This window comes from Vannielia litorea, assembly GCF_019801175.1.
Lineage (GTDB): Bacteria > Pseudomonadota > Alphaproteobacteria > Rhodobacterales > Rhodobacteraceae > Vannielia > Vannielia litorea_B.
In genome coordinates, this window is record NZ_JAHVJR010000001.1 from 2,714,872 (window position 1) to 2,740,127 (window position 25,256).

The window sequence follows — 25,256 nt, forward strand, 5'->3', positions numbered from 1 at the left end:
CTCAGACGGAGCCCTCCCCATGCCGCAATCGCCCGATCTTGGCGCCCTCTTCGGTGCGCCGGACACCAAGACCTTTCTTGGCCTCGACCCCTGCCCCGATTTCAGCCCGCAAGGGGCCTCGGCGGCGCTGTTCGGGGCGCCCTGCGCCACGCCTTACGGCTCGGTCGGGGCCTATTGCCAAGGCGCGCCCGCGGCGCTGCGGCGGGCCTCGGGGCAGCTCGCGGCGAACATCGACCGGATGAACTTTGACCTTGGTGGCCCGACCTTTCCGCCCGGCACGCGGGCGGCGGTGGATTGCGGCGATCTGGATTGGAGCGAGAGCGACCTTGCCGCCAACCGCAACGCGATCCGCGAGGCGACGGGCAAGGTGCTGGCGGCGGGGGCGGTGCCGGTGGTGCTGGGAGGCGACGATTCGATTCCGATCCCGATGTTGGAGGCGCTTGGAGCGCTGGGGCAGCCAGTGACGGTGCTGCAGATCGATGCCCATATCGACTGGCGGCAGGAGCATATGGGCGAGCGGATGGGGCTGTCGTCCACCATGCGGCGGGCCTCGGAGATGGCCCATGTGGAGCGGATCATCCAGGTCGGCGCGCGGGGCGTGGGCTCGGGCCACCCGGACGACCTTGCCGATGCGCTGGACTGGGGCGCGCAGATCATCCCGGCGCGGCAGTTCCACGCCGAGGGGGTGGGGGCGGCGCTGGCGGGCATCCCCGAAGGGGCGGCGGTGGTGATCTGCCTCGATGCCGATGCGCTGGACCCGTCGATCGTGCCCGGCGTCATCGGGCGCTCGCCCGGAGGCCTCAGCTATTATCAGGTGCTGGACCTCGTGGAGGGCGTGGCCGCGCGGGGGCGGATCGTGGCGATGGACCTGGTGGAATACGTGCCGGAGATGGATGTGGACGGGCTGGGGGCGCTCACCCTGTCACGGCTGCTCACCGCCTGCCTCGGGGTGATCGCGCGGGCCGAGGGCTAGGGCAGTGTCAGCAGCAGCGGGCAGTGGTCGGAAACCTCTGGCTGGTGCAGCACGTCGAAGCTGGTGAAGGCGAGGGTTTCGCTGACCATCATGTAATCGGCGTAGCGCCCGGGTTTGGGGTAGAGGCTGTTGCGGGTGCCGGGGTGGCCGCCCTCGGTGACCAGCTCGCGGGGGGCGAGGCGGGAAAGGATGCGCAGGGTCTCGCTGCCGGGTAGCACGTTGAAATCGCCGCAGATAATCACCTCGTCGCCGGGCTGGCGGATGCTCTCGACAAGCCCAGCCAGCCGCTCGGCCTGGGCGGCGCGGGCGGGTGTGTCGGCCTTGCCGGCCTCTGGGTCGCGCAGCCCGTGCATATGGGCGATGACGACAGCGCCCTCGGGCCGCCAGAGGCGCAGTGCGTGACCGGTGCGCGAGCGGGGGTGGGGGCCGAAGCCCTCGGCGCCGAACGCTCCGTGGACGAAGCCCTGCGCCTGATGGGTGACGGGCAGGCCGCGCCGGGTGCAGGTGGCGAGGCCCCAGTGCGACCAGACCTGAGTTTGCCCATGCCAGAGCGGGCCACGGGCGGCGGGGCAGAAGGTGACATCATGCCCCGGCAGGGCCTCGGCCAGATCGGCCAGCATATCGGCCCGCTGCGGCAGGTTGCGGCCATCGTCGCGGTAATCGAGCCAGGGCGCGGGGGTGTTTGGAACATGGACAACCTCCTGAATACAAAGGATATCCTGGTCGTTCTGGGCGAGCCAGTCTGCGAGTTCGGCGTGCATGCGCCCGCCCCAGGCGTTGAGGCAGGTGAGGCGCATCAGCCCTCCAGCCGGGTCAGCAGCGCCCGGGCGGCCTCATGCTCGGCCAGCTTTTTGCGGCGGGCCTTGCCGACGGCCTCCTTGCCGTTGGCCAGCACGGCGGCCATGTGGAAGATGAACTCGTGGCCATCCCCCTCCTGCTTGCGCAGCTCGTAGCTGGGCGGCGGCAAGCCGCGCGCCTGCGCCCATTCCTGAAGCGCCGTCTTGGCATCCTTGGCATCGGCCTCGACCGACTTTACCCGGCCCAACCAGTGCTTGCGGATCACCGCGCGGGCGGCATCGAAACCGGCATCGCGATAGACGGCGGCGATCACCGCCTCCATCGCATCGCCCAGCAGCGCCTCCTTGCGGCGCCCGCCCGACTGCATCTCGGAGCGGCCCAGCTTGAGCACATCGCCCAGCGCGATCTCGCGGGCGACCTCGGCGCAGGTCTCCTTGTTGACCAGCACGTGAAACCGGGGCGAAAGCTGGCCCTCGGGCGCGTGCGGGTCTGCCTCCATCAACGCCTCGGCGATCACGAGGCCGAGCACGCGGTCGCCCAGAAACTCGAGGCGCTGGTTGTTCTCCTGCCCCGTGGTGGTGAAGGAGGGGTGGGTGAGCGCCCGGATCAGCAGCGCCGGATCGGTGAACGCGTGGCCGAGCCGGGCGGCGAAGGCCTGAACATCTGCCGAGAGCTTCATTCGATCACTTTCCCGTATCTATCGCCGCGCCAGTTACGAAAATCATAAAGCCACGACCCGGCGGCTGAAAAGATCACCCTGTCGGCATGGCCGCGGACGCTCTCGAGCGGAACGAAACCGAGGCCGCCCTGCGGCTGGGGCACGCGGCTGTCGAGGCTGTTGTCGCGGTTGTCGCCCATCACGAACATATGGCCGGGCGGCACGGTGACCTCGGGCGTGGTATCCATCGGGCCGCCATCGGAGAGGTTGAGCACGTGGTGGCTGCGGCCGGAGGGGAAGCTCTCTCGCAGCAGGGGTTTGAGGCAGATCGCCCCCTCGCCCACCGGTCCATTGGCGCAGCGCGGGCGGTTGCGGCGCGGCCCCTGCCCTTCCATGACCTCCTCGAAATCACCCACAGGCTCCTGCGCCAGCGGCGCGCCATTGAGCACCGGCACGCCGCCCTGCATGGCGATGGTGTCGCCCTCCAGCGCGATGACCCGTTTGACGAAATCGGCCCCTGTGACGGGGTGGCGGAACACCACCACATCGCCGCGCTCGACGGGGCGCGGGAGGCGCTCGTTCACGAAGAAATAGTCGCCCACCAGCAGGGTAGGCTTCATCGAGCCGGCGGGGATGTAGAAGGGCGCCCAGATCAGCCGCAGGGCCAGCGCGAAAGCGGGGAGGCCCAGCACGATGGCAACGCCTACCCCGATGAAAAGCCAGTAGAAAACCCGGCGCACCGGATCAGTCGACCTTGTGGAAGAAGCGGTCGCTGCGCCATGTCCAGAAGTAGAAGAGCGAGCGCCCGGCGGAGGAGAACATCACCCGGTCGACGCGGCCGATGAGGTTTTCGTAGGGCACATAGCCGACGCCACCGATCTGCTGCGATACGCGGCTGTCCTGGCTGTTGTCGCGGTTGTCGCCCATGAAGAAATAGTGGCCTTCCGGGACGTTGTAGACGTTGGTTTCATCCTGATGGCGGTTCGGGAAGTAGTTTACGTCGAGGGTGCCGTAGCTCTTGCCGTTCAGGTCGGTCTCGATCAGGCGCTGCTTTTCGCAGGTGCCGCCCTGCCCTACCGGGGCGTTGGAGCAGGCGGGCTCGGTGCCCTGGCTGCCCTGCGGCTCTTTGATCTCGGTGAAAAGGCCGCCGTCTTCCTGCTTGTAGGGGGTACCGTTGACGGTGAGCTGGCCCTTGGTGACCTGAATCCGGTCGCCGGGCATACCCACCAGACGCTTGACGAAATCGGCCCCGGTGACGGGATGGCGGAACACCACCACATCGCCGCGCTCGGGCTCGCTGCCCCAGATCCGGCCCGAGACCGGGCAGGCGGAGAAGGGGCAGGAATGGCGCGAATAGCCGTAGGCCATTTTGTTCACGAAGAGGAAATCGCCGATCAGCAGCGTGTCTTTCATCGAGCCAGTGGGAATCCAGAACGGCTGGAAGAACAGGGTGCGGAAGACGCCGGCGATGATCAGGGCCCAGAAGATGGTCTTGATCGTTTCCATAAAGCTCTCGCCGGCTTTGGATTTTTCGGCCATGCGGCTCCCTCGCCTGTCTCTGCGCTCGGCAGCTACATGGCGGGCGCGCAGGGGGGAGTCAAGGCGGGCTGACGGCACCGTGCATTGGGGTTAACGGCAGGGTTAACCGTTGCCACAGGGCCATGCACAACTGATGCACATCCGATGCACATTCCATGCGCATGTCGGATGACATAGCGGAGCCGCGTTAACGGCGCTTACCCCTCCGCGCGGCGCGGCAGGGCCTCGATCACCACGAAGGCCTGCGCCCAGGGGTGATCGTCGGTCAGGGTGACGTGGATCACCGCCTCGTGGCCCGGCGGGGTCATCGACGCCAGCCGCTCGGCGGCCCAGCCTGTGACCTCCATCACCGGCTGACCGGTGTGCAGGTTGCGCACCGACATATCCTTCCAGGCGATGCCCATGCGCAGGCCGGTGCCCAGCGCCTTGGAACACGCCTCCTTGGCGGCCCAGCGTTTGGCGTAGGTGCCCGGCGTATCGGCGCGACGCTCGGCCTTGGCCTGCTCGACCGGCGTGAAGACGCGATTGCGGAAGCGGTCACCGAAGCGCTCCAGCGTGGCGGCGATGCGTTCGATGTTGGCCAGATCGGTGCCGATACCCAGGATCATCGGCGGATCACTCGTTGCCGAGTTGTTGGCTGACGGTGATGTCGCCGGTGGACTGGTTGAGGGTGATCGTGAGCACGGTGGAATTGACGAAATTCTTCTCGGGCAGCCAGATCATGGCGGGCAGGGTAAAGGTGAGGCCGAGGGCCGGATCGTATCCTGCTTCGAGCTGGTCAAACTGCATCCCCGCCCAGCCGGATTGGTTCTCACGGGAGAGCACTTTGCACTGGCGGCCGCCGACCTCGTCGTAGGGTGGCGAGAGGATCATCAGGTGATAGGGCGCGGCGGCGGGTTCGATGGTGTCGAGCAGCACGAGCCGCACGTCGCCATTGGCGAAGCTGCGGGTGCTGGCCTCCCACGGCTCGGGAATGTTGCGGGCATCGGTGCGGAAGTCTCCGCAGTCGGAGACCTCCTGCGCGGCGGCGGGGAGGGTGAGGGCCAGAAGGGTGAGCGCGGCGCGGATCACTTGCGGGACTCCAGCGCCTTCAGCTGACTCCTGGCGCCCATGCCGAGGAAGATGCGGTTGACCAGCAGGACCACGACCAGAAGGACGAGGAAGACGACACCCACGATGGTGAGCACCTCGGGGTCGGTCAGCTCGGGCGTGAAGAGCAGCACGCCGCCGAGGATGACGGCATTGATGACTGCCACCACGAGGGTCATCCGAAAGGCGGCAGACCAGGCCTCGTCATTGAGGAGCGGTTCGCGGGTTTCACGCGCGAAGGCCTGCCCTTCAAGCAGCGCCGCGAGCATCGGCGGCAGGGCGGTGGAGAGGCCGGTGGGCAGGCGCACCCCGGCGAAGCTGGCGAGCACCCATGTGAGCAGGGCGAGGCCGAGGGCCGTGGCGATGTAAATGCCCGCGTAGCGCAACAGGCTGATCCGCATAGCTTTCCTCTCCGGCCATCTGCGTTTGGTGAGGCGCAGACTAGCGGGCGGGGCGCGGCAGGGGAAGGTCGGCCAGCTCGCGCGGGGTCATCCGGCGGAGGGCGGGATGGGCGAGCGGGTCTGTGGGGTTGAGCGTGGGGTGCGGTGTGAAGAGAGTGCGAATGAGGCGGAACATGGGGTGGCTCCTTTTAGCTATGATGAAATTAGCCCCGTGCAGGACGCCTGCATATTGCGCCTGATCTGCATATGTATTTAGATTTGCTATATGGCTGACCTGAACGACATTCCGCTCAATGCGCTGCGCGCCGCCGAGGCGGTGGCGCGGCTGGGCTCGCTCTCACGGGCGGGGGCGGAGCTTGGAGTTTCCCCCGGTGCGGTGAGCCAGCAGGTGGCGCGGGCGGAGGCGGCGCTGCGGCGCGGGCTGTTCGAGCGGCGGCCGGGCGGGATGGTGCCGCTGGAGGGGACGGAGGAGGTGTTTGCCAACCTGCGCGAAGGCTTCGCCCGGCTGACCCGCGCCGCAGAGGCCGCGCGGCGGGACCGGTCGCATGTGCTGACGGTCTCGGTTGCGCCGATCTTTGCCGCGCGGTTCCTGATCTGGCGGCTGAGCGACTTCACCCGCGCGCATCCGGACATTCAGGTGCGGATCGACTCGACGCCCGGGCTGATCGACTTTGCTGCCTCGGACATCGACATTGCGGTGCGGATCGGGCCGGGCGGCTACAGCGGCGTGAGCTGCGAGCGGCTCTTCGGCCAGCGGATCGTGCCTGTGTGCTCGGCGGAACTGGCGGCGCGGGTAGCGGGGCCGGAGGATTTTGCCCGCCTGCCGATTATCCGCGACACCAGCGCGATGTTCGGCTGGGACGCATGGCTCGGGCCGGAGGGTGCGGAGGTGACGCTGGGGGGTGGGCCGGAATTTTCGGAAGCTTCTCTGTGCTTTGACGCGGCGATGGCCGGGCAAGGGGTGTTCTTGGCCTTCGAGGTGCTGGCGCATGACCCGCTGGCGCGCGGGCAGGTGGTGGCGCCGGTGCCGCGCTGGCATGACACCGAGCACGCCTATTGGCTGCTGCACGCGGAGGGGCGGAGCCTTTCAAACCCCGCGCGGCTGTTCCGGCGGTGGATAAAGGGAGCGGTGAAGGCCGAGGGGCTGGGGGGCGCCGACGGGTGAGACTGAGGGGTGAAAATTCTTCTCGAAGAATTTTCGGGCCGGAAAAATTTTCGTTAAAATTTTTCTAGCTGCGGGCCTCGTCCATCAAGCGGCGCATTTCGTGGATCGCGGGGGTGAGGCCGCGGAAGATGGCTTCGCCGATGATGAAGTGGCCGATGTTCAGCTCGCGCACTTCGGGGAAGGCGGCGATGGGCTGGACGGTGTCGTAGGTGAGGCCGTGGCCGGCGTGGACCTCCAGCCCGAGGGAATGGGCGAAGGTGGACATCTTGCGCAGGCGCTCCAGCTCGGCATCGCGCTCGTCGAAGCGGCCCTCGGCGTGGGCGTCGCAATAGGCGCCGGTGTGCAGCTCGACGACCGCCGCGCCGATGCGGTGGGCGGCCTCGATCTGGCGTTGGTCGGCGGCGATGAAGATCGACACGCGGCAGCCAGCCTCGGCGAGCGGGGCGATAAAATGGGCCAGCTTGTTCTCTTCACGGGCGACCTCGAGCCCGCCCTCGGTTGTGCGCTCCTCGCGCTTTTCGGGCACGATGCAGACGGCGTGGGGCTTGTGGCGCAGGGCGATGGCCTGCATCTCGGCAGTGGCGGCCATCTCGAAGTTGAGCGGCACGGTGAGCGCCTCCATCAGTGCCTCGATGTCGGCGTCGGAGATGTGGCGGCGGTCTTCGCGCAGGTGGGCGGTGATGCCATCGGCCCCCGCCTCCTCGGCCAGCTTGGCGGCGCGGAGCGGGTCGGGATAGGCCGAGCCGCGCGCGTTGCGGACGGTGGCGACGTGGTCGATGTTGACGCCGAGGCGGAGTTGGTCGGTCATTAGCGGGCCCTCTGTTGTGGCGGACCTTAGGGCGGGTTTGGCCGGGTTGGAAGGGCGGTTGGGGAGTGACCCTGCCCGATGCGCGCCGCAGGCGCCGGGCAGCGCCGTCCCGCCCGTCGCACCGGAGGTGCGCCGTCGAATGATGGCCCGCCTTTGGCGGGACGGGGCGGCGCTTGGGTGAGGCAATCTCTCCCCTCAGAGGTCAGATGACCACTGCACCATAAAGTGCCCCGGACCTCCGTTGCATGCGCCACCCCGCGGGACGGCGCGGCCCGGCTCGCGTTGGGAGGACGTTTCTCCCCAGAGCCAGTGCGGCAAGTTACTCGCCCGCGACCTCGCTCTCCTGCTTCTTCCGCTTGGCGGCGATCTCCTGCAGCTTGGCTTTCAGCTGGCCTTTGCGGCGCTGCTGGTAGGCGGTCAGGATCGGCACGGAGACGTAGTAGCAGATCGTGGCGGCGATCACGCCGGGGATCAGGCCGCCGACGAGATAGGGCAGGAAGACATCATCCATGAACCCCGCCAGCTTGCCCCAGTGGGCCGTTTCGGGAGTGAAGATCGACAGGAAGTTGTGCCAGAGGTCCGACATCGCCCCGGAGAACGCCTTCATCAGCCCGTGGCTGTCATCGGGGTTGGGGCCGCGCCCGAAAACGGGGCGGGTGCCGAGCATGCCGTGGCCGAGCCGCAGCGAGAGCGCGGCGATGATCGGGAAGGTGATGGGATTGCCGAAGAAGGTGCCGAGGAGGGCCGCGAGGATGTTCCCGCGCATCACCTTGCCGACGAGGAAGGCGGTAAGGAAGTGCAGCCCGTAGAACGGTGTGAAGCTGACGAAGACCCCCGCCCAGATGCCGCGGGCGATGCGGTTGGGTGAGTCGGGCAGCCGCCGCAGCCGGTGGCGGACGTATTGCGCCGCCCGATACCAACCGCCGCGCGGGTAGAAGAACTCGAGCACGATCCGTGCCCAGCTTCGTCTGTCCCTGCGCCTGAAAACCAAGCCTCTTCCCCTGCTCTGCGGCCCCTCTCCGGGGGCCGCTGGTTCATGGTTTGCGGTCCGTGTTCTTCACCCGGGCGATCTCGGCCACGTCGCTGTCGGCCTCGAGCGCGGTCTGGACCATGTGCAGATGCTCCACATCGCGCAAGTCCACATCTATCAAGAGACGATAAAAATCCTGTTTCCGGTCGATGAAGTGCAGATCCGAGATATTGGCCTTCTGCTCGCCGATCAGGGTGCAGATGCGCCCGAGCACGCCTGCGTCGTTGGAGATGGTGATCTCGACGGTCACGGTGTTGACCGCGCCGTGCTGGCCGGAGTGCCAGTGCAGATCAACCCAGCGGTCGGGCTCGTCCTCGAACTCGACCAGAACCGGGCAGTCGATGGCGTGGACCATTACGCCCTTGCCGCGATAGGTGATGCCGACGATCCGCTCGCCGGGCACCGGCTGGCAGCATTGCGCGCGGGTCGAGATCTGCCCTTCGGGCAGGCCGACGACCGAGCGGGCCTCGTCGACCACCTCGCCGCGATGGGCTTCGGCAAGGTCAGGGTAGAGCGCGCTCACCACGTCGCGGGCGGTCAGCTCCGCCGATCCGAGGCGGGCCAGAAGCTCTTCATGGGCCGGAAGGCCAAGGGTGCGCGCGGCGGTGGTCAGGGCCTTCTCGGTTGCGCGCTTGCCGACATGCTCGAAGGCCACGCGGGCCAGCTCGCGGCCCAGCTTGATGAAGCGCTCGCGGTCTTCCTCGCGCAGGCTGCGACGGATGGCCGACTTTGCCCGGCCCGTGACCACGATATCGAGCCATGTGGGCTGGGGCCGCTGGCCCTCGGCGGTGATGATCTCGACCTGCTGGCCGTTCTTCAGGCGGGTCCAGAGCGGCACGCGCAGCCCGTCGATCTTGGCGCCGACGCAGCTGTCGCCGATGCGGGTGTGGATGCCGTAGGCATAGTCGATCGGCGTGGCGCCGCGCGGGAGCTTGATGACCTCGCCCTTGGGGGTGAAGCAGAAGACCTGATCCTGATACATCTCGAGCTTCACGTGCTCGAGAAACTCGTCGTGGTCCTCTTCGTCGAGCCGCTCGGTGAGCGCCCTGATCCAGTGGGCGGGATCGACGGCGAAGGGGTTTTCGGCGCGCACGCCGTCGCGGTAGCTCCAATGCGCGGCCACCCCGGCCTCGGCGACCTCGTGCATCTGGCGGGTGCGGATCTGCACCTCGACCTGCTTGCCGTCGCGCCCGGCCACGGTGGTGTGAATCGAGCGGTAGCCGTTGTTCTTGGGGTTGGAGATATAGTCCTTGAACCGCCCCGGCACCGCCGACCAGCGCGAGTGGATGGCGCCGAGCACGCGGTAGCAATCCTCCTCGGAGCCGACGATCACGCGGAAGCCGTAGATATCTGCCAGACGGGAGAAGCTCTTTTGCTTTTCCTGCATCTTGCGCCAGACCGAGAACGGCTTTTTGGCGCGGCCATAGACCTCGCCCTTGATGGCGGATTTCTTCAGCACCTTCTGGATGTCGCGGGTGATGCTGTCGATCACGTCGCCGCTCTCGCGCTGAAGCAGGATGAAGCGGCGGATGATGGAGTTGCGGGCCTCGGGGTTGAGCACCTTGAAGGACAGGTCCTCAAGCTCCTCGCGCATCCACTGCATACCCATGCGGCCCGCCAGCGGCGCGAAGATATCCATCGTTTCGCGGGCCTTCTGGGCCTGTTTCTCGGGGCGCTGGAACTTGATGGTCCGCATGTTGTGCAGACGGTCGGCCAGTTTGACCAGCAGCACGCGGGGGTCGCGGCTGACCGCCATGATCAGCTTGCGGAAGTTCTCGGCCTGCTTGGTCTCGGAGGACGAAAGCTGGAGGTTCGTCAGTTTGGTGACGCCATCGACCAGCTCGGCCACCTCGCGCCCGAAGCGCTCGGAGACATCGGTATAGCTGGCCTTGGTATCCTCCACCGTGTCGTGCAGCAGGGCGGTGATGACAGTGTCATCGTCGAGTTGCTGGCGGGCCAGAAGCTCGGCCACGGCGACGGGGTGGGTAAAGTAGGGCTCGCCGGACTGGCGAAGCTGCCCCTCGTGCATGTGCTCGCCGAAGGCAAAGGCCTCGGCGATCCGCTTGGCATTGCAGTTGGGGTTGTAGGAAGAAACGAGGGCGACGAGACCGTCGGAGTCCATGCCTGCCGCCCTTTGCTCGCGTTTACTTCTGTTCCTGGGCTTCCATCAGGGCGCGGAGGAGCTTTTCTTCGGACATGTCGTCATCTGCCGGCTTGTCCTGCTCGGCGCCCATCAGCAGGGCCATTGCATCATCTTCGGGCTCGTCGACCTCGATCTGGGTCTGGTAGCTCTCGATCATGCGCTCGCGCAGATCCTCGGCCTGCTGGGTCTCCTCGGCGATCTCGCGGAGGGAGACGACCGGGTTCTTGTCGTTGTCGCGGTCGACGGTGAGCGCCCCGCCCGAGGCGATCTCGCGGGCCCGGTGCGCGGCGAGCATGACAAGCTCGAAGCGGTTGGGGACTTTATCGACGCAATCTTCAACGGTGACGCGGGCCATGGATGTCTCCTGCAGGGAGGGTTGGGCGGTGAAGGCCGCTATGTAACGGGGGGTGGGCAGGTTGGCAAGGGGTCCGGCCCCGGTTTTGCTGGCCCTTGCGGCACTATGACAGGGGTTTGACCGCTGCACGCTCCGCTGCGGGCAGGGCGGCGGCCATTTGGGCCACCGTGAGGCCGGTGACGGGATGCGCCCAATCGGGGGCCACCTCGGCCAGCGGAACGAGAACGAAGGCGCGCTCGGCCAGCCGGGGATGGGGCAGGATCAGCTCGCCCGGCGTCTCCCGCGCCGCGCTGACGGGCGAAAGCCGCGCCCAGCGGCGCCATGTTGGGCGGTCAGGCCGGACGGCATCGCCCCAGCCGATCAGGTCCAGATCCAGCGTGCGCGGCCCCCAGCGCTCGGCCCGCGCCCGGCCGAAGGCAGCCTCGACCTCATGGAGACGGGCCAGAACCGCTTCGGGCGAGAGTGTGGTTTGGGCCACAATCGCCGCGTTCACAAAGTCAGGCCCGGCGCCTTTTGGGTACGCAGGGGTCTCAAAGAGGCGGCTTTTTGCCAAGATGGTTAACGAATCGGTGTTTACGGCGGAAATCGCCGACAAGACCGTTACATTTGAGAAACCGGCTTGTGACGCCGCGTTTGACCCGACGGCAATGAGTGCTTTTGTAACCATGATATGACGTTTGGAGGGTTGCGACCCAACTTTTTTACACTATTTTCCGCCACGCTCTCGGGGCAAGACCACTCACTCCCTACCGACCACCACCACCGCGCGGGGAGCTCCGGAGCCATATACAGAAAGGGTATTTGATGTTCTACCGTGATGAGCGCCTCGCTCTGTTCATTGACGGATCGAATTTATACGCGGCCGCAAAGGCCTTGGGCTTCGATATCGACTACAAGCTGCTCCGTCAGGAGTTCATGCGCCGGGGCAAGCTGCTGCGGGCCTTCTACTACACTGCGCTGCTGGAGAACGACGAGTACTCGCCGATCCGCCCGCTGGTGGACTGGCTGCACTACAACGGCTTCTCGATGGTCACCAAGCCCGCGAAGGAATACGTCGACAGCCAGGGCCGCCGGAAGGTGAAGGGCAACATGGACATCGAGCTGACGGTCGATGCGATGGAGCTGGCCCCGCATGTGGACCACGTTGTGCTGTTCTCCGGCGATGGTGACTTCCGCCCGCTGGTGGAAAGCCTGCAACGGCAGGGCGTGCGGGTTTCGGTGGTTTCGACCATTCGCTCGCAGCCGCCGATGATTGCCGATGAGCTGCGCCGTCAGGCCGACAACTTCATCGAGCTGGACGAGCTGAAGGAAGTGATCGGCCGCCCGCCGCGCGAGCCGCGCCCCGAGCCTGCGGGCGCCGAGGAGCTTTCGGCCCGCGATTGATCGGGACGGTGTGCCGATGGCTCACCCCACGGAATTTGAAAGGCCCGCCGGGAATGGCGGGCCTTTTCAGTTTCGGGTGGCCTCGTATTGGGCGTTCATGCCGTTGTGCGCTTCGATGATCTCGGCGGGCCATGTGCTTTTGATGAAGGCGAGGGTGGCGAGGATCTCTGCGTCAGTCAGCACGCCCTCGAAGCCGCCCATGTTGCTCTGGTAGCCCTGCCCCACCACGGCCTCGGTGCCGTATTTGGTGATGGCGAAGAGCATGGCATCGGGGTGGTGCCATGTGTGGCCGGTCTCGTCATGCGGCGGGGCGGGCATGAGGCCATCCGCGTCGCGGTCGCGCCAGTTGGCCACCTGCCCTTGCAGCGCAGCGCCGTGGCAGGCGGCGCAGTTCTCGGCATAGAGCGTCTCGCCCAGCGCGAGGGCCTCCGGGTCTTTGTAGGGCAGCAGGTCGGCGGTGGTTTCGGCCTGTCCGGGCCATGCCAGCCAGAGGCCGGTGGCGGCGGCTGCGGCGGCAAGGGCGATGAGCGGGGTCTTCATGGCGGGGGTCTCCTCTTTGAAGGGCGGTCTGCCAGCTTCCAGCAGGGGGAAGGCAAGACCCCTTGTGCTCACGCCTGCGTCAACGCCCCGCGCTTTACGCGGGCGGCCTGAGGCACTACCTCTCAGGCCATGAGCAAACCTCCCCTCACCCTCCTCCTCGCCGCCCCGCGCGGGTTTTGCGCCGGTGTCGACCGGGCGATCAAGATCGTCGAAATGGCGCTGGAGAAATGGGGTGCGCCGGTATTCGTGCGGCACGAGATCGTTCACAATAAATACGTGGTGGACGGGCTGCGCGAGAAGGGTGCGGTGTTCGTGGAGGAGCTGGAGGAGTGCCCGGACGACCGGCCGGTGATCTTTTCGGCCCACGGGGTGCCCAAGGCGGTGCCCGCCGAGGCGGCCAAGCGCGAGATGGTCTATGTGGATGCCACCTGCCCGCTGGTGAGCAAGGTGCATATCGAGGCCGAGCGGCACGCGGTGAACGGGCTGCAGATGGTGATGATCGGCCATGCCGGCCACCCAGAGACCGTGGGCACCATGGGTCAGCTGCCAGAGGGCGAGGTGCTGCTGGTCGAAGTGCCGGAGGATGTGGCGGGCTTGCAGGTTCGCGACCCGGAGAAGCTGGCCTTTGTGACCCAAACGACGCTTTCGGTCGATGACACCGCCGAGATCGTGGCGGCGCTGAAGGCGCGGTTTCCGGCCATCGTGGGGCCGCACAAGGAAGACATCTGCTACGCCACCACCAACCGGCAGGAGGCGGTGAAGGCGATTGCCCCGCGCGTGGATGCGCTGCTGGTGGTGGGTGCGCCGAATTCGTCGAACTCCAAGCGGCTGGTCGAGGTCGCCTCGCGCGCGGGCTGCTCCTATGCGCAGCTGGTGCAGCGGGCGGCGGATATCGACTGGCGGGCGCTGGGGCAGATCGGCACCGTGGGCGTGACCGCGGGGGCGAGCGCGCCGGAGGTGCTGATCGAAGAGGTGATCGACGCCTTCCGCGACCGCTACGACGTGACGGTGGAACTGGTCGAGACCGCGCAGGAGCGGGTCGAGTTCAAGGTGCCACGGGTGCTGCGCGAGCCGGCCTGAGGCGGATTTTCGGCACGCGCCGAATCCCATTGCGAGTTTTCATGTGACAGCGCCGGATTGTGCCGCCAATCTGCGCCGCATGAGACATGTCACGCTCTTGCTGGCCTTTTGCGCCACCGCGGCCTGCGTATCGGCCGAGCCGGAGGGGCCGCAGGGCGCCGTGTTTGCCACCTATGGCTATGACAACGGCAGCCTGCCCCCGCCCTACCGCGAGGAATTTCGCGCCGCGTTCAGCCATGAGGGGCAGGTGCGGCTCACCGCCTGCCGGGGCTATGGCGAGGAGGGCTGCGTGAGCCTAGAGGCGGAGATGCGGCCCGGCGCGGCAGAGCGGATTGCGGCGGCGGCCCGCGCCTCGGGGCTGGCGGAGAAGCCTGCGCAGAAAGACCCGGAGCCGCCCATCGGCGGCGGGCTGGCATGGGGCGAGGTGGTGCTGGGCGGCGCGACTTACGATGCCATCGCCCTGCCCGCCCGGGAAGATGCCGCGCGGGTCGAGGCGCTGCTTGCCGCGCTCGACGCAGAGCTGCCCGAAGATGCCCGCAAGGCGGTGAACGCCGAGGCCGACAAGAAGGCCGGGCAGTAGGGAATTTTCTTTTCAGACACAGCGGGCTGAGGCAGGGTTAAGCATGGCCCTCTTTCGTGTGCTCCTGCTCTGCCTGCTGATGCTCGCGCCCGCCGCTGCGCGGGCCGAGTCGCCTGCCATGGTGGCGAGCTATTTCCACGAGACTGGACCGACCGGCACCCCGGGCTTCCGGGGCTTTTACGTTGAGTTCTTCGTCGATGGCTCGGCCATGCTGGTCGCCTGCCGGGGCGCGGCGGAGGACGAGGACTGCGTGACGCGCATGGGCCGGACCGACTCGGCCAAGCTGGATGCGATCGAGGCCGCCGTCGCCCTGGCCGGGTTTGACCAGCGCCCGCCGCGCGCCCTCCCGCCACCCGATAGTTACGGCGAGGCCCGGGCCGGCTGGGTTTGGGGCGTGAATGCGGAGGGCGTGACCCTGCCGCCCTTCGTCAGCCCGGCGGATGCCGCCCGGATGAAACCCGTTTACGATGCCATCCGCGCTGCCGTGCCGATCCGCGACTTTCGCCGGGTGAACCGCGATGCCGACCGGCTGGCGGAGAAGAAGAAAAGGAACTGACCGCATGAGTATAGCCTTTCTCGTGACCACCTTTCTGGTGTGCCTCGCTCCGGGGATCGGCGTGGTTTACACGCTGTCGATGACGCTGGGCGGCGGCTGGCGGGCGGGTGGCCTTGCGGTGGTGGGCTGCACGCTGGCGACCGTGGTCCACCTTGCCGCCGCGATGGCCGGGCTGGCGGCGGTGCTGCACACCTCGGCGCTGCTGTTTCAGGCGATCAAATGGGCGGGCGTGGCCTATCTGCTCTGGATGGCATGGGGCACGCTGCGCGGCAAAGGCACGCTCGATGTGAAGGCCGAAACGCCGGGCGCGGCGCTCAGGATCGTGCGGCGGGGTATCACGCTGAACATCCTGAACCCGAAGATTCCGATCTTCTTCGTGGCCTTCCTGCCGCAGTTCATCACCCCCGGCGCGGATGCCACGGCGCAGCTCGTGGGCCTCGGCCTCGCCTTCGTGGCCATGACCTTTGCCGTCTTCGCCGGCTATGCGCTGCTGGCGGGCACGATGCGGGCGCGGGTGCTGGCGAGCGAGCGGGCGATGGCATGGCTGCGGCGGGCCTTTGCAGCCAGCTTCGCCGCGCTCGGCCTGCGGCTCGCCTTCGAGCGGGCATGAGGCCGGAAGACACCCTCGCCGTCTATGACGCGCGGGTGGAGGATTACGTGGCGATGAGTGCCGCAGTGAAGGAACGGCGCGATTTGCAGGCCTTCATGGCGCATCTGCCCGCTGGCGCGCGGGTGCTGGACCTTGGCTGCGGCCCCGGCGCCTCTGCCGCCGTGATGGCGGAACAGGGCTTTGTGGTGGAGGCGGTGGACGGCTCGGCGGAGATGGTCGCGCGGGCAGGCGCGATCCCGGGTGTGGCGGCGCGGCAGGCGCTGTTCGAAGAGGTGGAGGGCGAGGCCTGCTATGCGGGCGTCTGGGCCAATTTCTCGCTGCTGCACGCGCCGCGGGATGCCTTCCCCGGCCATCTGGCGCGGCTGCACCGGGCGCTGGTGCCGGGCGGCTGGCTGCATCTGGGGATGAAGCTGGGCGAGGGCGAGGGGCCAGACAGCATCGGGCGGTTCTACACCTATTACGGCGAAGCGGAACTGGAGGGGCTGCTGGTGGCGGCTGGGTTTGCGCTTAAGGGCAAGCGCGTGTCACGCGGCAAGGGGCTTTCGGGCGACAGCTCGGAGTTCATCGTTCTGCTGTCACAGGCCATTCCCGAAGGCGGGGCAAAGGGTTAACCTCGCCGCATGATGCGCCTCAAGACAGCCGCCCGCGCCTTTGCCGCCAAGACCATGGGCCATGCGATCGTGTTCTTCGCGTGGCTTGTGACCGCCGTGCGCGGCATCTGGGAGGGCAGCGAGCCGGTGCCTGTGCAACGGGTCTATTTTGCCAATCACACCTCGAACGGGGATTTCGTACTGATCTGGACGGCCCTGCCCTCGCGCCTGCGCCGCCGCACCCGCGCGGTGGCCGCCGCCGACTACTGGCTGACCAACGGATGGCGCAGCTTCATCGGGCGCGACGTGTTCAACACCGTTTTGATCTATCGCGGCGAAGAGGGCCGCGACGTGGACCCGATGGAGAAGATCCTAGAGGCGGTGGATGGCGGCGACAGCCTGATCATCTTCCCTGAAGGCAAGCGCAACATGGACCCTGAGGTGCCGCTGCTGCCGCTGAAATCGGGGATCTACAACATCTCTGCCAAGCGGCCGGAGGTGGAGATGGTGCCGGTCTGGATCGAGAACCTGAACCGGGTGCTGCCCAAGGGCAAGCTGGTGCCGGTGCCGCTGCTCTGCACAGTCAGTTTTGGCCGGCCGATGGCGGTGCGGGCGGGGGAGACGCGAGAGGAGTTTCTGGCCCGCGCGGGCGAGGCACTGCTGGCGCTGCGCCCGCAGGGCGGGCCGCAGGCCACGGCGGGGCAGGCCCCCGGTGAGGTGCGGGGATGAGCGCGGCGGCGGTGGACCTGATCAAGCTGCTCTTCGGCGTGCTCGGGGTGCTGGTGCTGGCCACGGCGGTGGGCCGGGTGCTGCGCGAGCAGGTCGCGCCCGACCGCTCCAACCCCGGGATCGAGAACCTGAACGCCCGGATCGACGCATGGTGGGGCATGGCCGCCCTGCTCGGCCTCGCCTTTCTGGCCGGAAAGACCGGGGTGATCGTGCTCTTCGGCTTCATCTCCTTTGCGGCGCTGCGCGAGGTGCTGACCCTCACCACCAAGCGCGAGGCCGACCATTGGGCGCTGTTCGGTGCCTTCTTCGTGGTGCTTCCGGTGCAGTTTTGGCTGGTCTGGGACGAATGGTATGGCTTCTACTCGATCTTCGTGCCGGTCTACGCCTTCTTGCTGCTGCCAGTGGTTTCAGTGCTTTTGGGCGACACGCGGGACGCCCTTGTGCGGATCGCCGAGACCCAATGGGCGCTGATGATCTGCGTTTACTGCGTGAGCCATGTGCCCGCGCTGCTGACGCTCAGGATCGAAGGCTACGAGGGGCGCGAGGTGCTGCTGATCGCATGGCTGGTGATCGTGGTGCAGATCTCGGATGTGCTGCAATACACATGGGGCAAGCTGCTGGGGCGGACCAAGGTGGCGCCCACCGTATCGCCCTCGAAGACATGGGAAGGGCTGGTGGGCGGCGTGATCTCGGCCTCGCTGATTGGCACGGCGCTCTACTGGATCACCCCGTTCAGCACGTGGCAGGCGCTGGGGATGGCGCTGGCGGTCACGGCGATGGGGTTCTTCGGCGGGCTGGTGCTTTCGGCCATCAAGCGGGACCGGGGGGTGAAGGACTGGGGCCACCTGATCGCGGGGCATGGCGGCTTCATCGACCGGATGGATTCGGTGGTGTTTGCCGCGCCGATCTTCTTTCACCTCACGCGCTACTTCTGGTCGGCGGTCTGATGGGGCTGATGGACTCCTCGGTGGCTCATGGCGCGGCGGGGGCGGCGCTGATGGGGGGATGGGCGTTTTATGCCAACAGCGGCCATGCGATGCCCGCGCCGCTCTGGGCGGCGCTGGTGCAGGGGGCGTTGACGGCAGGGGTCACGGTTGTGCTGAAGCGGGTGCAGGAGGCGCTGGTGCCCCGGTTGCAGGGCGCGCCCGGGCTGGTTGGCCCGCCTGTGGTCTGCGCGGCAATCTCGTTTTGCCTGCTCTACACGATCCATTCGCTCGCGGGCACGCCGGAGGTGCTGGCGACGCTGGCGGTGCCGGTGAGCGTGGCGACGCTTTATGCCTGCCTTTACACGTGGCGGCTCTGGTCCCGTGGCTGAGCGGCGGCCGATCAAGGCGCGCGGCGCGGGCTGGGCGCAGGCGGCGGCGCGGTGGCTGGCGGCCTCGCGGGTGACGCCGAACCAGATTTCGGCGTCTTCGATGGTGTTCGCGGCGCTGGCCTTTGGGTGCTTCTGGCTCACACGCCCCGCCGGGCCCGGCGTGGCGGCGGCGCTGCTCATTGGCGCGGCGCTGTTCTGCCAGCTGCGGCTGGTGGCGAACCTGCTGGACGGGATGGTGGCGCTGGAGGGCGGCAAGGCCAGCCCGAGCGGGCCGTTCTGGAACGAGGCACCCGACCGGGTGGCGGATGTGCTGATCCTCGCCGGGCTCGGGCTGGCCGCCGGGCCGCTCTGGCTGGGCTGCTTTGCGGGGGCGCTGGCGGTGGGCACGGCCTATCTCCGCGAGCTGGGCCGGGCCGAGGGGCTGGCGGCGGACTTCTGCGGGCCGATGGCCAAGCCGCAGCGCATGGCGGCGGTGACGCTGGGCTGCGTGGCGGGGGCGGTGGAGGCCGCTCTGTGGGGGTCGACGGTGGCGCTGCAAGTGACGCTCTGGGCGGTGGCCCTCGGCACCGCGCTCACCGCGATCCGCCGCGCGGTGCGGCTGGTTCGGGGCTTGTCTCTGCCGCCCGGGGCGGGCAAGTAGCGCCCATGCCAGACCTTTATGCCTATACCGACGGAGCCTGCTCCGGAAATCCCGGCCCCGGTGGCTGGGGCGTGCTGCTTCAGGCGAAGGAGGGCGAGGCGGTCGTGAAGGAACGCGAGCTGAAGGGCGGCGAGGCGGCGACCACCAACAACCGGATGGAGCTGATGGCGGCGATCTCGGCGCTGGAATCGCTGAACCGCGACACCGAGATCACCGTGGTCACCGACTCGGCCTATGTGAAGAACGGCGTGACCGGCTGGATCCACGGCTGGAAGCGCAATGGCTGGAAGACCGCCTCGAAAAAGCCGGTGAAGAACGTAGAGCTCTGGCAGCGGCTGGACGCGGCGAATGCGCGGCACCGGGTGACGTGGAAATGGGTCAAGGGCCATGCCGGGCACCCCGAGAACGAGCGCGCCGACGAGCTGGCGCGGGCGGGGATGAAGCCGTTTAAGTAGGCGCTTGCAGCGGGTCGCTGAGATTTCACACCCCCAGACCCGTAGCATTGCTGGGGGTTTCACACCCCCAGACCCGAGTGATCCCTGGGGGTTTCACACCCCCAGACCCCCGTGGAGATATTTCTGCCAAGATGAAGGGCGGGCGTTAGCGGGAAATTAACCTTAACGCGAGATTGTCGAGGGGCGGTACAGGCTGGAGAGCCGATGACCGCCCAAGGTGAAGCCCCGCCCGCCTCTCGCTGGATGGCGCGCGGGTGGGGTGGACTTGGGCCCTGTCTTCATCTTGGCGGCAAATACTCACCAAAACCAAGTCGTGCGCCGCAAGGCGCGCAATTTGGCAGCGGGCTATTTCTTTCGGACGATGAAGTAGAGCGCTGCGGCGGCACCTGCGATGACGGCGAGGATGAGGGCGTATTTCACCAGCCCGACGATCAGCGGCAGCATGCGGAGCCCGATCCAGCAGAGGGCGACGACGCCTGCGCCCAGCACGGCGGCGATCTCGTCATCGAAGCGGCGGTCGGTGCCGCGGTTGATGGCGAAGCCTGCGGCGGCGCCGGCGATGAGGAGAAAGACGAAGACCATCAGGCCCCGAGCCTGCCCGGAAGCGCGAGGCCGCGCAAGAGTTCTGCCGCCTCCATCGGGCGTTTGCCGGGGCGCTGGGCCTGGGTGATTTCGACGGCACCGCTGCCGCAGGCGATGGTCAGGCCGGTAAGCACCTCTCCCGGCGTGCCGCTGCCGGGCGCGGTGCGGGAGCGGAGGAGTTTGAGGCGTTCGCCGTCCACCTCCGTCCATGCGCCGGGGAAGGGGGAGAGGCCGCGGATGTGGCGGTCGACCTCTTCGGCCGGGCGGGACCAGTCGACCCGGGCCTCGGCCTTGTCGATCTTTTCAGCATAGGTGACGCCGGTCTCGGGTTGGGGCATGGGCTGCAGCGCCCCTGCCCGCTCGGCGGCGGTCACGATGAGGCGCGCGCCCATCTCGGAGAGGCGGCCGTGCAGGTCGCCGGTGGTTTCCTCGGCGCCGATGGCGGTGCTTTCGCGCAGCAGGACGGGGCCGGTATCGAGCCCGGCCTCCATCTGCATGATGCAGACGCCCGTCTCGGCATCGCCCGCCATCACCGCGCGGTGGATCGGGGCGGCGCCGCGCCAGCGGGGCAGCAGGGAGGCGTGGATGTTCATGCAGCCGAAGCGGGGGGCATCGAGCACCGGCTGGGGCAGGATGAGGCCGTAGGCGACGACCACGGCGAGATCGGCCTCGAGCGCGGCGAAGGCCTCTTGCTCCTCGGCGCCTTTCAGGCGGGCGGGGTGGCGCACCGGCAGGCCGAGGGCCTCGGCGCGGGCCTGCACCGGGGAGGGCCGATCCTTTTTGCCGCGCCCGGCGGGGCGGGGCGGCTGGGTGTAGACGCAGGCGATCTCATGGCCCGCCGCGTGCAGGGCCTCCAGCGCGGGGACGGAGAAATCGGGGGTTCCCATGAAGATGATGCGCATCGCGGCCTCCTGCCGTGGGGCGGGCCGAGGCCCGCCGGTCTGTCAGCCCTTCTTGGCCGCCTTCTTCAACAGCATCTGCCGTTTCATCCGGCTGAGGTTGTCGAAGAACATGCGGCCATTCAGGTGGTCGATCTGGTGCTGCACGGAGGTGGCCCAGAGATCCTCGAACTTCTTCTCGACCCGTTCGCCGGTCTCGTCGGTGTAGGCGACGGCGACGCGGGAGGGGCGGGTGATCTTGGCGGAGGCGCCGGGGAGGTTGGGGCTGGCCTCCTCCCAGCTGAAGCTCTGTTCGCCGAGCATGGTGATCTCGGGGTCGGCCAGCCGCACGACCTGCCCGCGGGACTTGGAGCAATCGACCACGGCGAGACGGAGCATCACCCCGATCTGGGGCGCGGCGAGGCCGTAGCCGGGCATCGCCTCCATCGTGTCGACCATGTCATCCCAGATGGCGCGGATCTCGTCGGTGATCTCGCCCACCGGGGCGGCGGCGGTTTGCAGGCGCTTGTCAGGCCAGGGGATGAAGGGGCGCGGGCTCATGCAGGCGCCTCCTCCAGCCCGTCGATGATGAGCTTGCCGTCGAGATGGTCGGCCTCGTGCTGGGCGATGGTGGCCTCGGCGCCCTCAAGTTCCACACTTTGCGCGGCGCCGGTCTCATCGGTGTAGTCGAGGCGGATGCGGGCGGGGCGGGTGACCTCTACCGGGCGTTCCGGGATGGAGAGGCAGCCCTCCTCCACGGTGCTGCTCTCATCGCCCAGCGGGGTCACGACCGGGTCGATGCAGATGCGGGGCGTGGGGGTGCCAGACTTCCAGCCGGCGTCCATCACGAAGATCCGGCGGAGGACGCCGACCTGCGGGCCGGCGAGGCCGCGGCCGGGGGCGGCATACATGGTTTCGAGCATGTCGGCGGGAAGCGTGCCCATATCCTCGCCCGCAACCGGTGTGCAGCGGGCCTTCAGCCGCGCATCGGGCCAGAGGACGATCGGCAGGATGCTCAAGCGCGCGCCTTCTCGCGCTTCAGCTTCTGCATCTTGCGGGTGATCATCTGGCGTTTCATCGGGCCAAGATAGTCGATGAAGAGCTTGCCGTTCAGGTGATCGATCTCGTGCTGGACGCAGGTGGCCCAGAGGCCGGAGAACTGCTCTTCGACCGTCGCGCCATCGAGCCCCTGCCAGCGCACCTTGACCTCGGCGGGGCGGGTGACATCGGCGTATTGCTCGGGGATCGAGAGGCAGCCCTCCTCGTAGGTGCTGGTCTCCTCCGAGGTCCAGACGACCTCGGGGTTAATCAGCACCATCGGGCGGGGGGCTTCGTCATCGTCCTTCACGCAGTCCATCACCAGCAGGCGGCTCATCTCACCGATCTGGGGCGCGGCCAGCCCGATGCCGGGGGCTTCATACATGGTTTCGAGCATGTCGTCGGCCAGCCGGTGCAGCTCGCGGTCGAAAGCGGACACCGGGTCGGCGGGCTTTTTGAGCCGGGGGTCGGGGTGGATGAGGATGTCTCTGAGCGCCATGGGGAGGGATTTAGGGCAGAGCCGGGCGGGGCGCAACTGGGGTTGCAGCCGGGGCGGGTGGCGCTAGGGTCTGCGCAAAGAAGGAGCCACCCCATGAGTTTTGACGAGATCATCGACCGCCGCGGCACCCATTCGGTGAAATGGGACATGATGGAGAAGATCTATGGCGTGCCCGCCGAGGGCGGTTTGCCGATGTGGGTGGCCGACATGGACTTTCGCCCGCCCGCCTGTGTGCAGGGCGCGGTGGAGAAGATGGCGGCGCATGGGGTCTATGGCTACTACGGCGACGACAGCGGCTACACCGATGCGATCCGCTGGTGGATGGCCGAGCGCCACGGCTGGCAGGTGGAGGCGGGGGCAATCTTTACCACCCACGGGCTGGTGAATGGCACGGCACTTTGCGTGGATGCCTTCACCGCGCCGGGCGACGGGGTGGTGCTGATGACGCCGGTTTACCATGCCTTTGCGCGGGTCATCAAAGCGGCGGGCCGCGAGGTAGTGGAATGCGCGCTGGCGCTGAAGGACGGCCGCTACGAGATGGACTTCGACGCTTGGGACGCGCAGATGACCGGCAGCGAGACCATGCTGGTGCTCTGCTCGCCGCACAATCCGGGCGGGCGGGTTTGGTCCCGCGCCGAGTTGGAGGGTGTGGCCGCCTTTGCCAAGCGGCATGATCTGGTGCTGGTCTCCGACGAGATCCATCATGACCTGCTGATGCCGGGACAGGCCCATGTGCCGATGGCGCTGATCGAAGGCATCGAGGACCGGCTGGTGATGATGACGGCGACCACCAAGACCTTCAACATCGCGGGGTCGCACACCGGCAACGTGATCATCGCCGACGAGGCGCTGCGGGCGAAGTTTGCGCAGCGGATGGCGGCGATGGGGCTTTCGCCCAACTCCTTCGGGCTGTTCATGGCCGAGGCGGCTTATTCGCCGGAGGGCGCGGCGTGGGTCGATGAGCTGTGCGCCTATCTCGACGGCAACCGGAAGGTCTTTGATGAGGGGATCAACGCGATCCCCGGGCTTGCCTCGATGCCGCTGCAGGCGACCTATCTGAGCTGGGTGGATTTTGCCGGGACCGGAATGGCGAAGGCGGAATTTGCCGGGCGGGTGGAGAAGACCGCGAAGATCGCGGTGAACCACGGCGAGACCTTCGGCAAGGGCGGCGAGAGCTTCTTGCGGTTCAACATTGCCACACCGCGGGCGCGGGTGGTGGAGGCCGTGGAGCGGATGCAGGCGGCTTTCGGCGATTTGCAGTAGGCGTCAGCTGCTGGGCAGGTAACCTACGGGCGCGTCGCTGGCGCGCTCGAAATCCAGCGGGGCCTTGTCGCTCGCGGCGGTGGAGCGCTTGAACTCGAAGATCCGCTCGCCCTCTTCCTCGCGGCTGTTCACGATCAGGCACTGGTAGAGGTGGCGCTCGCCCTCGAAGAGGTCGACGAGGCCGCGCAGGTTGGGCGCGGGATCGGCGGCGAGGGCAAAGCCCTTGGACCAGAACCGCAGAACCGGGTAGCTCTCGTCGCCGTCGCGCACCTTCAGGCGGCTTTTGCGGCGCTCCGCATCGCGGCGCGCGGCCTCCAGCCCTTCGCGGACCGATTGTGGCAGGAAATCAGACATTTGGCAGCTCCATTCCTGTTGCCGGAGCATTGTGACCGAATCGGGTTCCGTCAAGGTTAACCTTTGGCGGGTCACATGCTGCCGTATCGATGCAACTCCGGTGCAACGGCTTTCGTTCCGCGCGGAAATGCACAGAAGCCCCTTCTGGCGCGCCGGTATCTTGCATCGCGCACATCCCCTATATTTCGCCGTGACTTGAGACACAGGAGAGCGACATGGGCCGTTTGGTAGAAGGCGTCTGGAAGGACGAGTGGTACGACACGAAGGAGAGCGGCGGGAAGTTCGTGCGCTCGACCTCGGGCTTTCGCAACTGGGTCACCGCCGATGGGTCTGCCGGGCCAAGCGGTGAAGGCGGGTTCGAGGCGGAGAGCGGGCGGTATCACCTGTTCGTTTCGCTGGCCTGCCCATGGGCGCATCGCACGCTGATCTTTCGGGCGCTGAAGGGGCTGGAGGAGCATATTGCCGTTTCGGTGGTGCACCCGGACATGCTGGAGAACGGCTGGGAGTTCCGGCAGGACTTTGCAGGCACCACGGGCGACCGGCTCTTCGGCAAGGATTACCTGTGGCAGGTCTACACCCATGTGGACCCGAAGATGAGCGGGCGCGTCACCGTGCCAGTGCTCTATGACACCAAGCGCGACACCATCGTGAGCAACGAGAGCGCGGAGATCATCCGTATGCTCAACAGCGCCTTCGACGGGATCACCGGCAACAGCGACGATTACTGGCCCGAGCACCTGCGTGGCGAGATCGAAGAGGTGAACGCCCGGATTTACGACACGGTAAACAACGGGGTCTACAAGACCGGGTTCGCCACCAGCCAGGAGGCCTATGACGCCGCCGTACACCCGCTGTTCGAGAGTCTCGACTGGCTGGAAGACCGGCTGTCGCGCCAGCGCTACCTTGTGGGCGGGCAGATCACCGAGGCCGACTGGCGGCTCTTCACCACGCTGGTGCGGTTCGACGAGGTGTATCACACCCACTTCAAGTGCAACCGCAACTTCCTGCGGGAGATGCCGAACCTCTGGGCCTACAGCCGCGAGCTGTACCAGCAGCCCGGCGTGGCGGCGACCTGCGTGCCTGCGCATTACGTGCGGCACTACCACTACAGCCACGACATGGTGAACCCGAACAGGATCATCCCGCTGAACCCGGCGCTGGACTGGACCGAGCAACACGGGCGGGATGCGCTGAAAGCAGCGTGA

At 67.4% G+C, this 25,256-nt stretch carries 35 protein-coding genes; 15 read left to right on the forward strand and 20 right to left on the reverse strand.

The genetic code is table 11. The features are described 5' to 3' along the window. The first annotated feature begins 19 nt into the window (after positions 1-19). Entirely contained in the window at positions 20-973 is a 954-nt protein-coding gene (locus KUV38_RS13305; protein ID WP_222470509.1) for an arginase family protein, read from the forward strand. Here KUV38_RS13305 and KUV38_RS13310 read toward each other — a convergent pair. The 8 genes from KUV38_RS13310 to KUV38_RS20935 form a co-directional block, all read right to left on the reverse strand. Then, complete coding sequence (locus tag KUV38_RS13310) at positions 970-1,770, reverse strand: endonuclease/exonuclease/phosphatase family protein (RefSeq protein ID WP_222470510.1); 801 nt, start codon at positions 1,768-1,770, stop codon at positions 970-972. The genes KUV38_RS13305 and KUV38_RS13310 overlap by 4 nt on opposite strands. After that, a complete protein-coding gene (gene rnc, locus KUV38_RS13315) occupies positions 1,770-2,450 on the reverse strand; it encodes a ribonuclease III (protein ID WP_222470511.1) in 681 nt (226 codons plus the stop codon). Before rnc ends, KUV38_RS13310 begins: the two co-directional genes overlap by 1 nt. Next, positions 2,447-3,169 carry a signal peptidase I gene (lepB, locus tag KUV38_RS13320; protein ID WP_222470512.1) on the reverse strand — a complete coding sequence of 241 codons (723 nt, stop codon included), beginning with the start codon at positions 3,167-3,169 and terminating at the stop codon, positions 2,447-2,449. Before lepB (KUV38_RS13320) ends, rnc begins: the two co-directional genes overlap by 4 nt. A gap of 4 nt (positions 3,170-3,173) precedes the next feature. Further along, a complete protein-coding gene (gene lepB, locus KUV38_RS13325) occupies positions 3,174-3,968 on the reverse strand; it encodes a signal peptidase I (RefSeq protein ID WP_222470513.1) in 795 nt (264 codons plus the stop codon). A gap of 197 nt (positions 3,969-4,165) precedes the next feature. Then, positions 4,166-4,576, reverse strand: coding sequence for a holo-ACP synthase (gene acpS, locus KUV38_RS13330; RefSeq protein WP_222470514.1), 411 nt, complete (start codon positions 4,574-4,576; stop codon positions 4,166-4,168). Positions 4,577-4,583: 7 nt separating this feature from the next. Next, the gene (locus KUV38_RS13335; protein ID WP_222470515.1) at positions 4,584-5,039 is read right to left on the reverse strand and encodes a hypothetical protein; all 456 of its coding nucleotides are present in this window, start codon (positions 5,037-5,039) and stop codon (positions 4,584-4,586) included. Beyond that, entirely contained in the window at positions 5,036-5,458 is a 423-nt protein-coding gene (locus tag KUV38_RS13340; protein ID WP_222470516.1) for an ABZJ_00895 family protein, read from the reverse strand. Before KUV38_RS13340 ends, KUV38_RS13335 begins: the two co-directional genes overlap by 4 nt. 40 nt (positions 5,459-5,498) lie before the next feature. Then, positions 5,499-5,633: a hypothetical protein gene (locus KUV38_RS20935; RefSeq protein WP_261385222.1), complete on the reverse strand. Its 135-nt coding sequence runs from the start codon at positions 5,631-5,633 to the stop codon at positions 5,499-5,501. Between the two features lie 90 nt (positions 5,634-5,723). On the opposite strand from KUV38_RS20935, the gene KUV38_RS13345 reads away from it, so the two are divergent. Beyond that, positions 5,724-6,623 carry a LysR substrate-binding domain-containing protein gene (locus KUV38_RS13345; RefSeq protein WP_222470517.1) on the forward strand — a complete coding sequence of 300 codons (900 nt, stop codon included), beginning with the start codon at positions 5,724-5,726 and terminating at the stop codon, positions 6,621-6,623. Positions 6,624-6,687: 64 nt separating this feature from the next. On the opposite strand, the gene KUV38_RS13350 is transcribed toward KUV38_RS13345, so the two are convergent. The 5 genes from KUV38_RS13350 to folK form a co-directional block, all read right to left on the reverse strand. Continuing rightward, a complete protein-coding gene (locus KUV38_RS13350) occupies positions 6,688-7,431 on the reverse strand; it encodes a pyridoxine 5'-phosphate synthase (protein ID WP_222470518.1) in 744 nt (247 codons plus the stop codon). A gap of 319 nt (positions 7,432-7,750) precedes the next feature. Then, complete coding sequence (locus KUV38_RS13355; RefSeq protein WP_315898625.1) at positions 7,751-8,380, reverse strand: DUF2062 domain-containing protein; 630 nt, start codon at positions 8,378-8,380, stop codon at positions 7,751-7,753. An 85-nt stretch (positions 8,381-8,465) separates the two neighbouring features. Further along, a complete protein-coding gene (locus KUV38_RS13360; RefSeq protein WP_222470520.1) occupies positions 8,466-10,583 on the reverse strand; it encodes a RelA/SpoT family protein in 2,118 nt (705 codons plus the stop codon). A 22-nt stretch (positions 10,584-10,605) separates the two neighbouring features. Then, a complete protein-coding gene (rpoZ, locus tag KUV38_RS13365) occupies positions 10,606-10,959 on the reverse strand; it encodes a DNA-directed RNA polymerase subunit omega (RefSeq protein WP_222470521.1) in 354 nt (117 codons plus the stop codon). Positions 10,960-11,062: 103 nt separating this feature from the next. After that, positions 11,063-11,626, reverse strand: coding sequence for a 2-amino-4-hydroxy-6-hydroxymethyldihydropteridine diphosphokinase (gene folK, locus KUV38_RS13370; RefSeq protein ID WP_222470522.1), 564 nt, complete (start codon positions 11,624-11,626; stop codon positions 11,063-11,065). Positions 11,627-11,763: 137 nt separating this feature from the next. Here folK and KUV38_RS13375 point away from each other — a divergent pair, with 137 nt between their 5' ends. Further along, positions 11,764-12,342 (forward strand): NYN domain-containing protein, encoded by a 579-nt coding sequence (locus KUV38_RS13375; protein WP_222470523.1) that lies wholly within the window; start codon positions 11,764-11,766, stop codon positions 12,340-12,342. Between the two features lie 66 nt (positions 12,343-12,408). Here KUV38_RS13375 and KUV38_RS13380 read toward each other — a convergent pair whose 3' ends face one another. Continuing rightward, entirely contained in the window at positions 12,409-12,882 is a 474-nt protein-coding gene (locus KUV38_RS13380; protein ID WP_222470524.1) for a c-type cytochrome, read from the reverse strand. 129 nt (positions 12,883-13,011) lie between these two features. Between KUV38_RS13380 and ispH the strand changes: the two genes are divergently transcribed. From ispH to rnhA, 10 genes are all read left to right on the forward strand, one after another. Continuing rightward, the gene (gene ispH / locus KUV38_RS13385; RefSeq protein WP_222470525.1) at positions 13,012-13,962 is read left to right on the forward strand and encodes a 4-hydroxy-3-methylbut-2-enyl diphosphate reductase; all 951 of its coding nucleotides are present in this window, start codon (positions 13,012-13,014) and stop codon (positions 13,960-13,962) included. Between the two features lie 79 nt (positions 13,963-14,041). Then, entirely contained in the window at positions 14,042-14,542 is a 501-nt protein-coding gene (locus KUV38_RS13390) for a hypothetical protein (protein ID WP_222470526.1), read from the forward strand. Positions 14,543-14,585: 43 nt separating this feature from the next. Then, complete coding sequence (locus KUV38_RS13395; RefSeq protein WP_222470527.1) at positions 14,586-15,098, forward strand: hypothetical protein; 513 nt, start codon at positions 14,586-14,588, stop codon at positions 15,096-15,098. A 4-nt stretch (positions 15,099-15,102) separates the two neighbouring features. After that, complete coding sequence (locus KUV38_RS13400) at positions 15,103-15,708, forward strand: LysE family translocator (RefSeq protein ID WP_222470528.1); 606 nt, start codon at positions 15,103-15,105, stop codon at positions 15,706-15,708. After that, positions 15,705-16,319 carry a class I SAM-dependent methyltransferase gene (locus tag KUV38_RS13405; RefSeq protein WP_222470529.1) on the forward strand — a complete coding sequence of 205 codons (615 nt, stop codon included), beginning with the start codon at positions 15,705-15,707 and terminating at the stop codon, positions 16,317-16,319. Before KUV38_RS13400 ends, KUV38_RS13405 begins: the two co-directional genes overlap by 4 nt. A 9-nt stretch (positions 16,320-16,328) precedes the next feature. Beyond that, positions 16,329-17,027 (forward strand): lysophospholipid acyltransferase family protein, encoded by a 699-nt coding sequence (locus KUV38_RS13410; protein WP_315898626.1) that lies wholly within the window; start codon positions 16,329-16,331, stop codon positions 17,025-17,027. Continuing rightward, positions 17,024-17,974, forward strand: a complete 951-nt coding sequence (locus KUV38_RS13415) for a phosphatidate cytidylyltransferase (protein WP_222470530.1) — start codon at positions 17,024-17,026, stop codon at positions 17,972-17,974. Before KUV38_RS13410 ends, KUV38_RS13415 begins: the two co-directional genes overlap by 4 nt. After that, positions 17,974-18,342, forward strand: coding sequence for a hypothetical protein (locus KUV38_RS13420; RefSeq protein WP_222470531.1), 369 nt, complete (start codon positions 17,974-17,976; stop codon positions 18,340-18,342). Before KUV38_RS13415 ends, KUV38_RS13420 begins: the two co-directional genes overlap by 1 nt. Continuing rightward, the gene (locus KUV38_RS13425; RefSeq protein WP_315898627.1) at positions 18,335-18,982 is read left to right on the forward strand and encodes a CDP-alcohol phosphatidyltransferase family protein; all 648 of its coding nucleotides are present in this window, start codon (positions 18,335-18,337) and stop codon (positions 18,980-18,982) included. Before KUV38_RS13420 ends, KUV38_RS13425 begins: the two co-directional genes overlap by 8 nt. A gap of 5 nt (positions 18,983-18,987) precedes the next feature. After that, positions 18,988-19,437 carry a ribonuclease HI gene (gene rnhA, locus KUV38_RS13430; RefSeq protein ID WP_222470533.1) on the forward strand — a complete coding sequence of 150 codons (450 nt, stop codon included), beginning with the start codon at positions 18,988-18,990 and terminating at the stop codon, positions 19,435-19,437. 345 nt (positions 19,438-19,782) lie between these two features. Here the strand turns inward: rnhA and KUV38_RS13435 are convergent, their stop codons facing one another. The 5 genes from KUV38_RS13435 to def (KUV38_RS13455) are packed head-to-tail and all read right to left on the reverse strand — an operon-like array spanning position 19,783 to position 22,434. Continuing rightward, positions 19,783-20,019, reverse strand: coding sequence for a hypothetical protein (locus KUV38_RS13435; RefSeq protein ID WP_222470534.1), 237 nt, complete (start codon positions 20,017-20,019; stop codon positions 19,783-19,785). Then, entirely contained in the window at positions 20,019-20,921 is a 903-nt protein-coding gene (gene fmt, locus KUV38_RS13440) for a methionyl-tRNA formyltransferase (protein WP_222470535.1), read from the reverse strand. The genes KUV38_RS13435 and fmt overlap by 1 nt, the downstream gene beginning before the upstream one ends. A gap of 42 nt (positions 20,922-20,963) precedes the next feature. Further along, on the reverse strand, positions 20,964-21,458 hold the full coding sequence (gene def, locus KUV38_RS13445; RefSeq protein ID WP_222470536.1) for a peptide deformylase: 495 nt from the start codon (positions 21,456-21,458) through the stop codon (positions 20,964-20,966). Beyond that, positions 21,455-21,916: a peptide deformylase gene (gene def, locus KUV38_RS13450; protein WP_222470537.1), complete on the reverse strand. Its 462-nt coding sequence runs from the start codon at positions 21,914-21,916 to the stop codon at positions 21,455-21,457. Before def (KUV38_RS13450) ends, def (KUV38_RS13445) begins: the two co-directional genes overlap by 4 nt. Continuing rightward, positions 21,913-22,434, reverse strand: a complete 522-nt coding sequence (gene def, locus KUV38_RS13455; RefSeq protein WP_222470538.1) for a peptide deformylase — start codon at positions 22,432-22,434, stop codon at positions 21,913-21,915. Before def (KUV38_RS13455) ends, def (KUV38_RS13450) begins: the two co-directional genes overlap by 4 nt. Before the next feature lie 93 nt (positions 22,435-22,527). On the opposite strand from def (KUV38_RS13455), the gene KUV38_RS13460 reads away from it, so the two are divergent. After that, positions 22,528-23,697 carry a MalY/PatB family protein gene (locus KUV38_RS13460; protein ID WP_222470539.1) on the forward strand — a complete coding sequence of 390 codons (1,170 nt, stop codon included), beginning with the start codon at positions 22,528-22,530 and terminating at the stop codon, positions 23,695-23,697. 3 nt (positions 23,698-23,700) lie between these two features. Here KUV38_RS13460 and KUV38_RS13465 read toward each other — a convergent pair whose 3' ends face one another. Then, positions 23,701-24,051 (reverse strand): hypothetical protein, encoded by a 351-nt coding sequence (locus KUV38_RS13465; protein ID WP_222470540.1) that lies wholly within the window; start codon positions 24,049-24,051, stop codon positions 23,701-23,703. Positions 24,052-24,266: 215 nt separating this feature from the next. On the opposite strand from KUV38_RS13465, the gene KUV38_RS13470 reads away from it, so the two are divergent. Beyond that, the gene (locus KUV38_RS13470) at positions 24,267-25,256 is read left to right on the forward strand and encodes a glutathione S-transferase family protein (RefSeq protein ID WP_222470541.1); all 990 of its coding nucleotides are present in this window, start codon (positions 24,267-24,269) and stop codon (positions 25,254-25,256) included.

Bases quoted from the DNA above. Each gene is read 5' to 3' on its own strand.
- KUV38_RS13305 (WP_222470509.1), top strand. From the start codon at position 20: ATGCCGCAATCGCCCGATCTTGGCGCCCTCTTCGGTGCGCCGGACACC.
- KUV38_RS13310 (WP_222470510.1), bottom strand. From the start codon at position 1,770: ATGCGCCTCACCTGCCTCAACGCCTGGGGCGGGCGCATGCACGCCGAA.
- rnc (WP_222470511.1), bottom strand. From the start codon at position 2,450: ATGAAGCTCTCGGCAGATGTTCAGGCCTTCGCCGCCCGGCTCGGCCAC.
- lepB (WP_222470513.1), bottom strand. From the start codon at position 3,968: ATGGCCGAAAAATCCAAAGCCGGCGAGAGCTTTATGGAAACGATCAAG.
- acpS (WP_222470514.1), bottom strand. From the start codon at position 4,576: ATGATCCTGGGTATCGGCACCGATCTGGCCAACATCGAACGCATCGCC.
- KUV38_RS13340 (WP_222470516.1), bottom strand. From the start codon at position 5,458: ATGCGGATCAGCCTGTTGCGCTACGCGGGCATTTACATCGCCACGGCC.
- KUV38_RS20935 (WP_261385222.1), bottom strand. From the start codon at position 5,633: ATGTTCCGCCTCATTCGCACTCTCTTCACACCGCACCCCACGCTCAAC.
- KUV38_RS13345 (WP_222470517.1), top strand. From the start codon at position 5,724: ATGGCTGACCTGAACGACATTCCGCTCAATGCGCTGCGCGCCGCCGAG.
- KUV38_RS13350 (WP_222470518.1), bottom strand. From the start codon at position 7,431: ATGACCGACCAACTCCGCCTCGGCGTCAACATCGACCACGTCGCCACC.
- KUV38_RS13360 (WP_222470520.1), bottom strand. From the start codon at position 10,583: ATGGACTCCGACGGTCTCGTCGCCCTCGTTTCTTCCTACAACCCCAAC.
- rpoZ (WP_222470521.1), bottom strand. From the start codon at position 10,959: ATGGCCCGCGTCACCGTTGAAGATTGCGTCGATAAAGTCCCCAACCGC.
- folK (WP_222470522.1), bottom strand. From the start codon at position 11,626: ATGGTTACAAAAGCACTCATTGCCGTCGGGTCAAACGCGGCGTCACAA.
- KUV38_RS13375 (WP_222470523.1), top strand. From the start codon at position 11,764: ATGTTCTACCGTGATGAGCGCCTCGCTCTGTTCATTGACGGATCGAAT.
- KUV38_RS13380 (WP_222470524.1), bottom strand. From the start codon at position 12,882: ATGAAGACCCCGCTCATCGCCCTTGCCGCCGCAGCCGCCGCCACCGGC.
- ispH (WP_222470525.1), top strand. From the start codon at position 13,012: ATGAGCAAACCTCCCCTCACCCTCCTCCTCGCCGCCCCGCGCGGGTTT.
- KUV38_RS13390 (WP_222470526.1), top strand. From the start codon at position 14,042: ATGAGACATGTCACGCTCTTGCTGGCCTTTTGCGCCACCGCGGCCTGC.
- KUV38_RS13395 (WP_222470527.1), top strand. From the start codon at position 14,586: ATGGCCCTCTTTCGTGTGCTCCTGCTCTGCCTGCTGATGCTCGCGCCC.
- KUV38_RS13400 (WP_222470528.1), top strand. From the start codon at position 15,103: ATGAGTATAGCCTTTCTCGTGACCACCTTTCTGGTGTGCCTCGCTCCG.
- KUV38_RS13405 (WP_222470529.1), top strand. From the start codon at position 15,705: ATGAGGCCGGAAGACACCCTCGCCGTCTATGACGCGCGGGTGGAGGAT.
- KUV38_RS13410 (WP_315898626.1), top strand. From the start codon at position 16,329: ATGATGCGCCTCAAGACAGCCGCCCGCGCCTTTGCCGCCAAGACCATG.
- KUV38_RS13415 (WP_222470530.1), top strand. From the start codon at position 17,024: ATGAGCGCGGCGGCGGTGGACCTGATCAAGCTGCTCTTCGGCGTGCTC.
- KUV38_RS13420 (WP_222470531.1), top strand. From the start codon at position 17,974: ATGGGGCTGATGGACTCCTCGGTGGCTCATGGCGCGGCGGGGGCGGCG.
- rnhA (WP_222470533.1), top strand. From the start codon at position 18,988: ATGCCAGACCTTTATGCCTATACCGACGGAGCCTGCTCCGGAAATCCC.
- KUV38_RS13435 (WP_222470534.1), bottom strand. From the start codon at position 20,019: ATGGTCTTCGTCTTTCTCCTCATCGCCGGCGCCGCCGCAGGCTTCGCC.
- fmt (WP_222470535.1), bottom strand. From the start codon at position 20,921: ATGCGCATCATCTTCATGGGAACCCCCGATTTCTCCGTCCCCGCGCTG.
- def (WP_222470536.1), bottom strand. From the start codon at position 21,458: ATGAGCCCGCGCCCCTTCATCCCCTGGCCTGACAAGCGCCTGCAAACC.
- def (WP_222470538.1), bottom strand. From the start codon at position 22,434: ATGGCGCTCAGAGACATCCTCATCCACCCCGACCCCCGGCTCAAAAAG.
- KUV38_RS13460 (WP_222470539.1), top strand. From the start codon at position 22,528: ATGAGTTTTGACGAGATCATCGACCGCCGCGGCACCCATTCGGTGAAA.
- KUV38_RS13465 (WP_222470540.1), bottom strand. From the start codon at position 24,051: ATGTCTGATTTCCTGCCACAATCGGTCCGCGAAGGGCTGGAGGCCGCG.
- KUV38_RS13470 (WP_222470541.1), top strand. From the start codon at position 24,267: ATGGGCCGTTTGGTAGAAGGCGTCTGGAAGGACGAGTGGTACGACACG.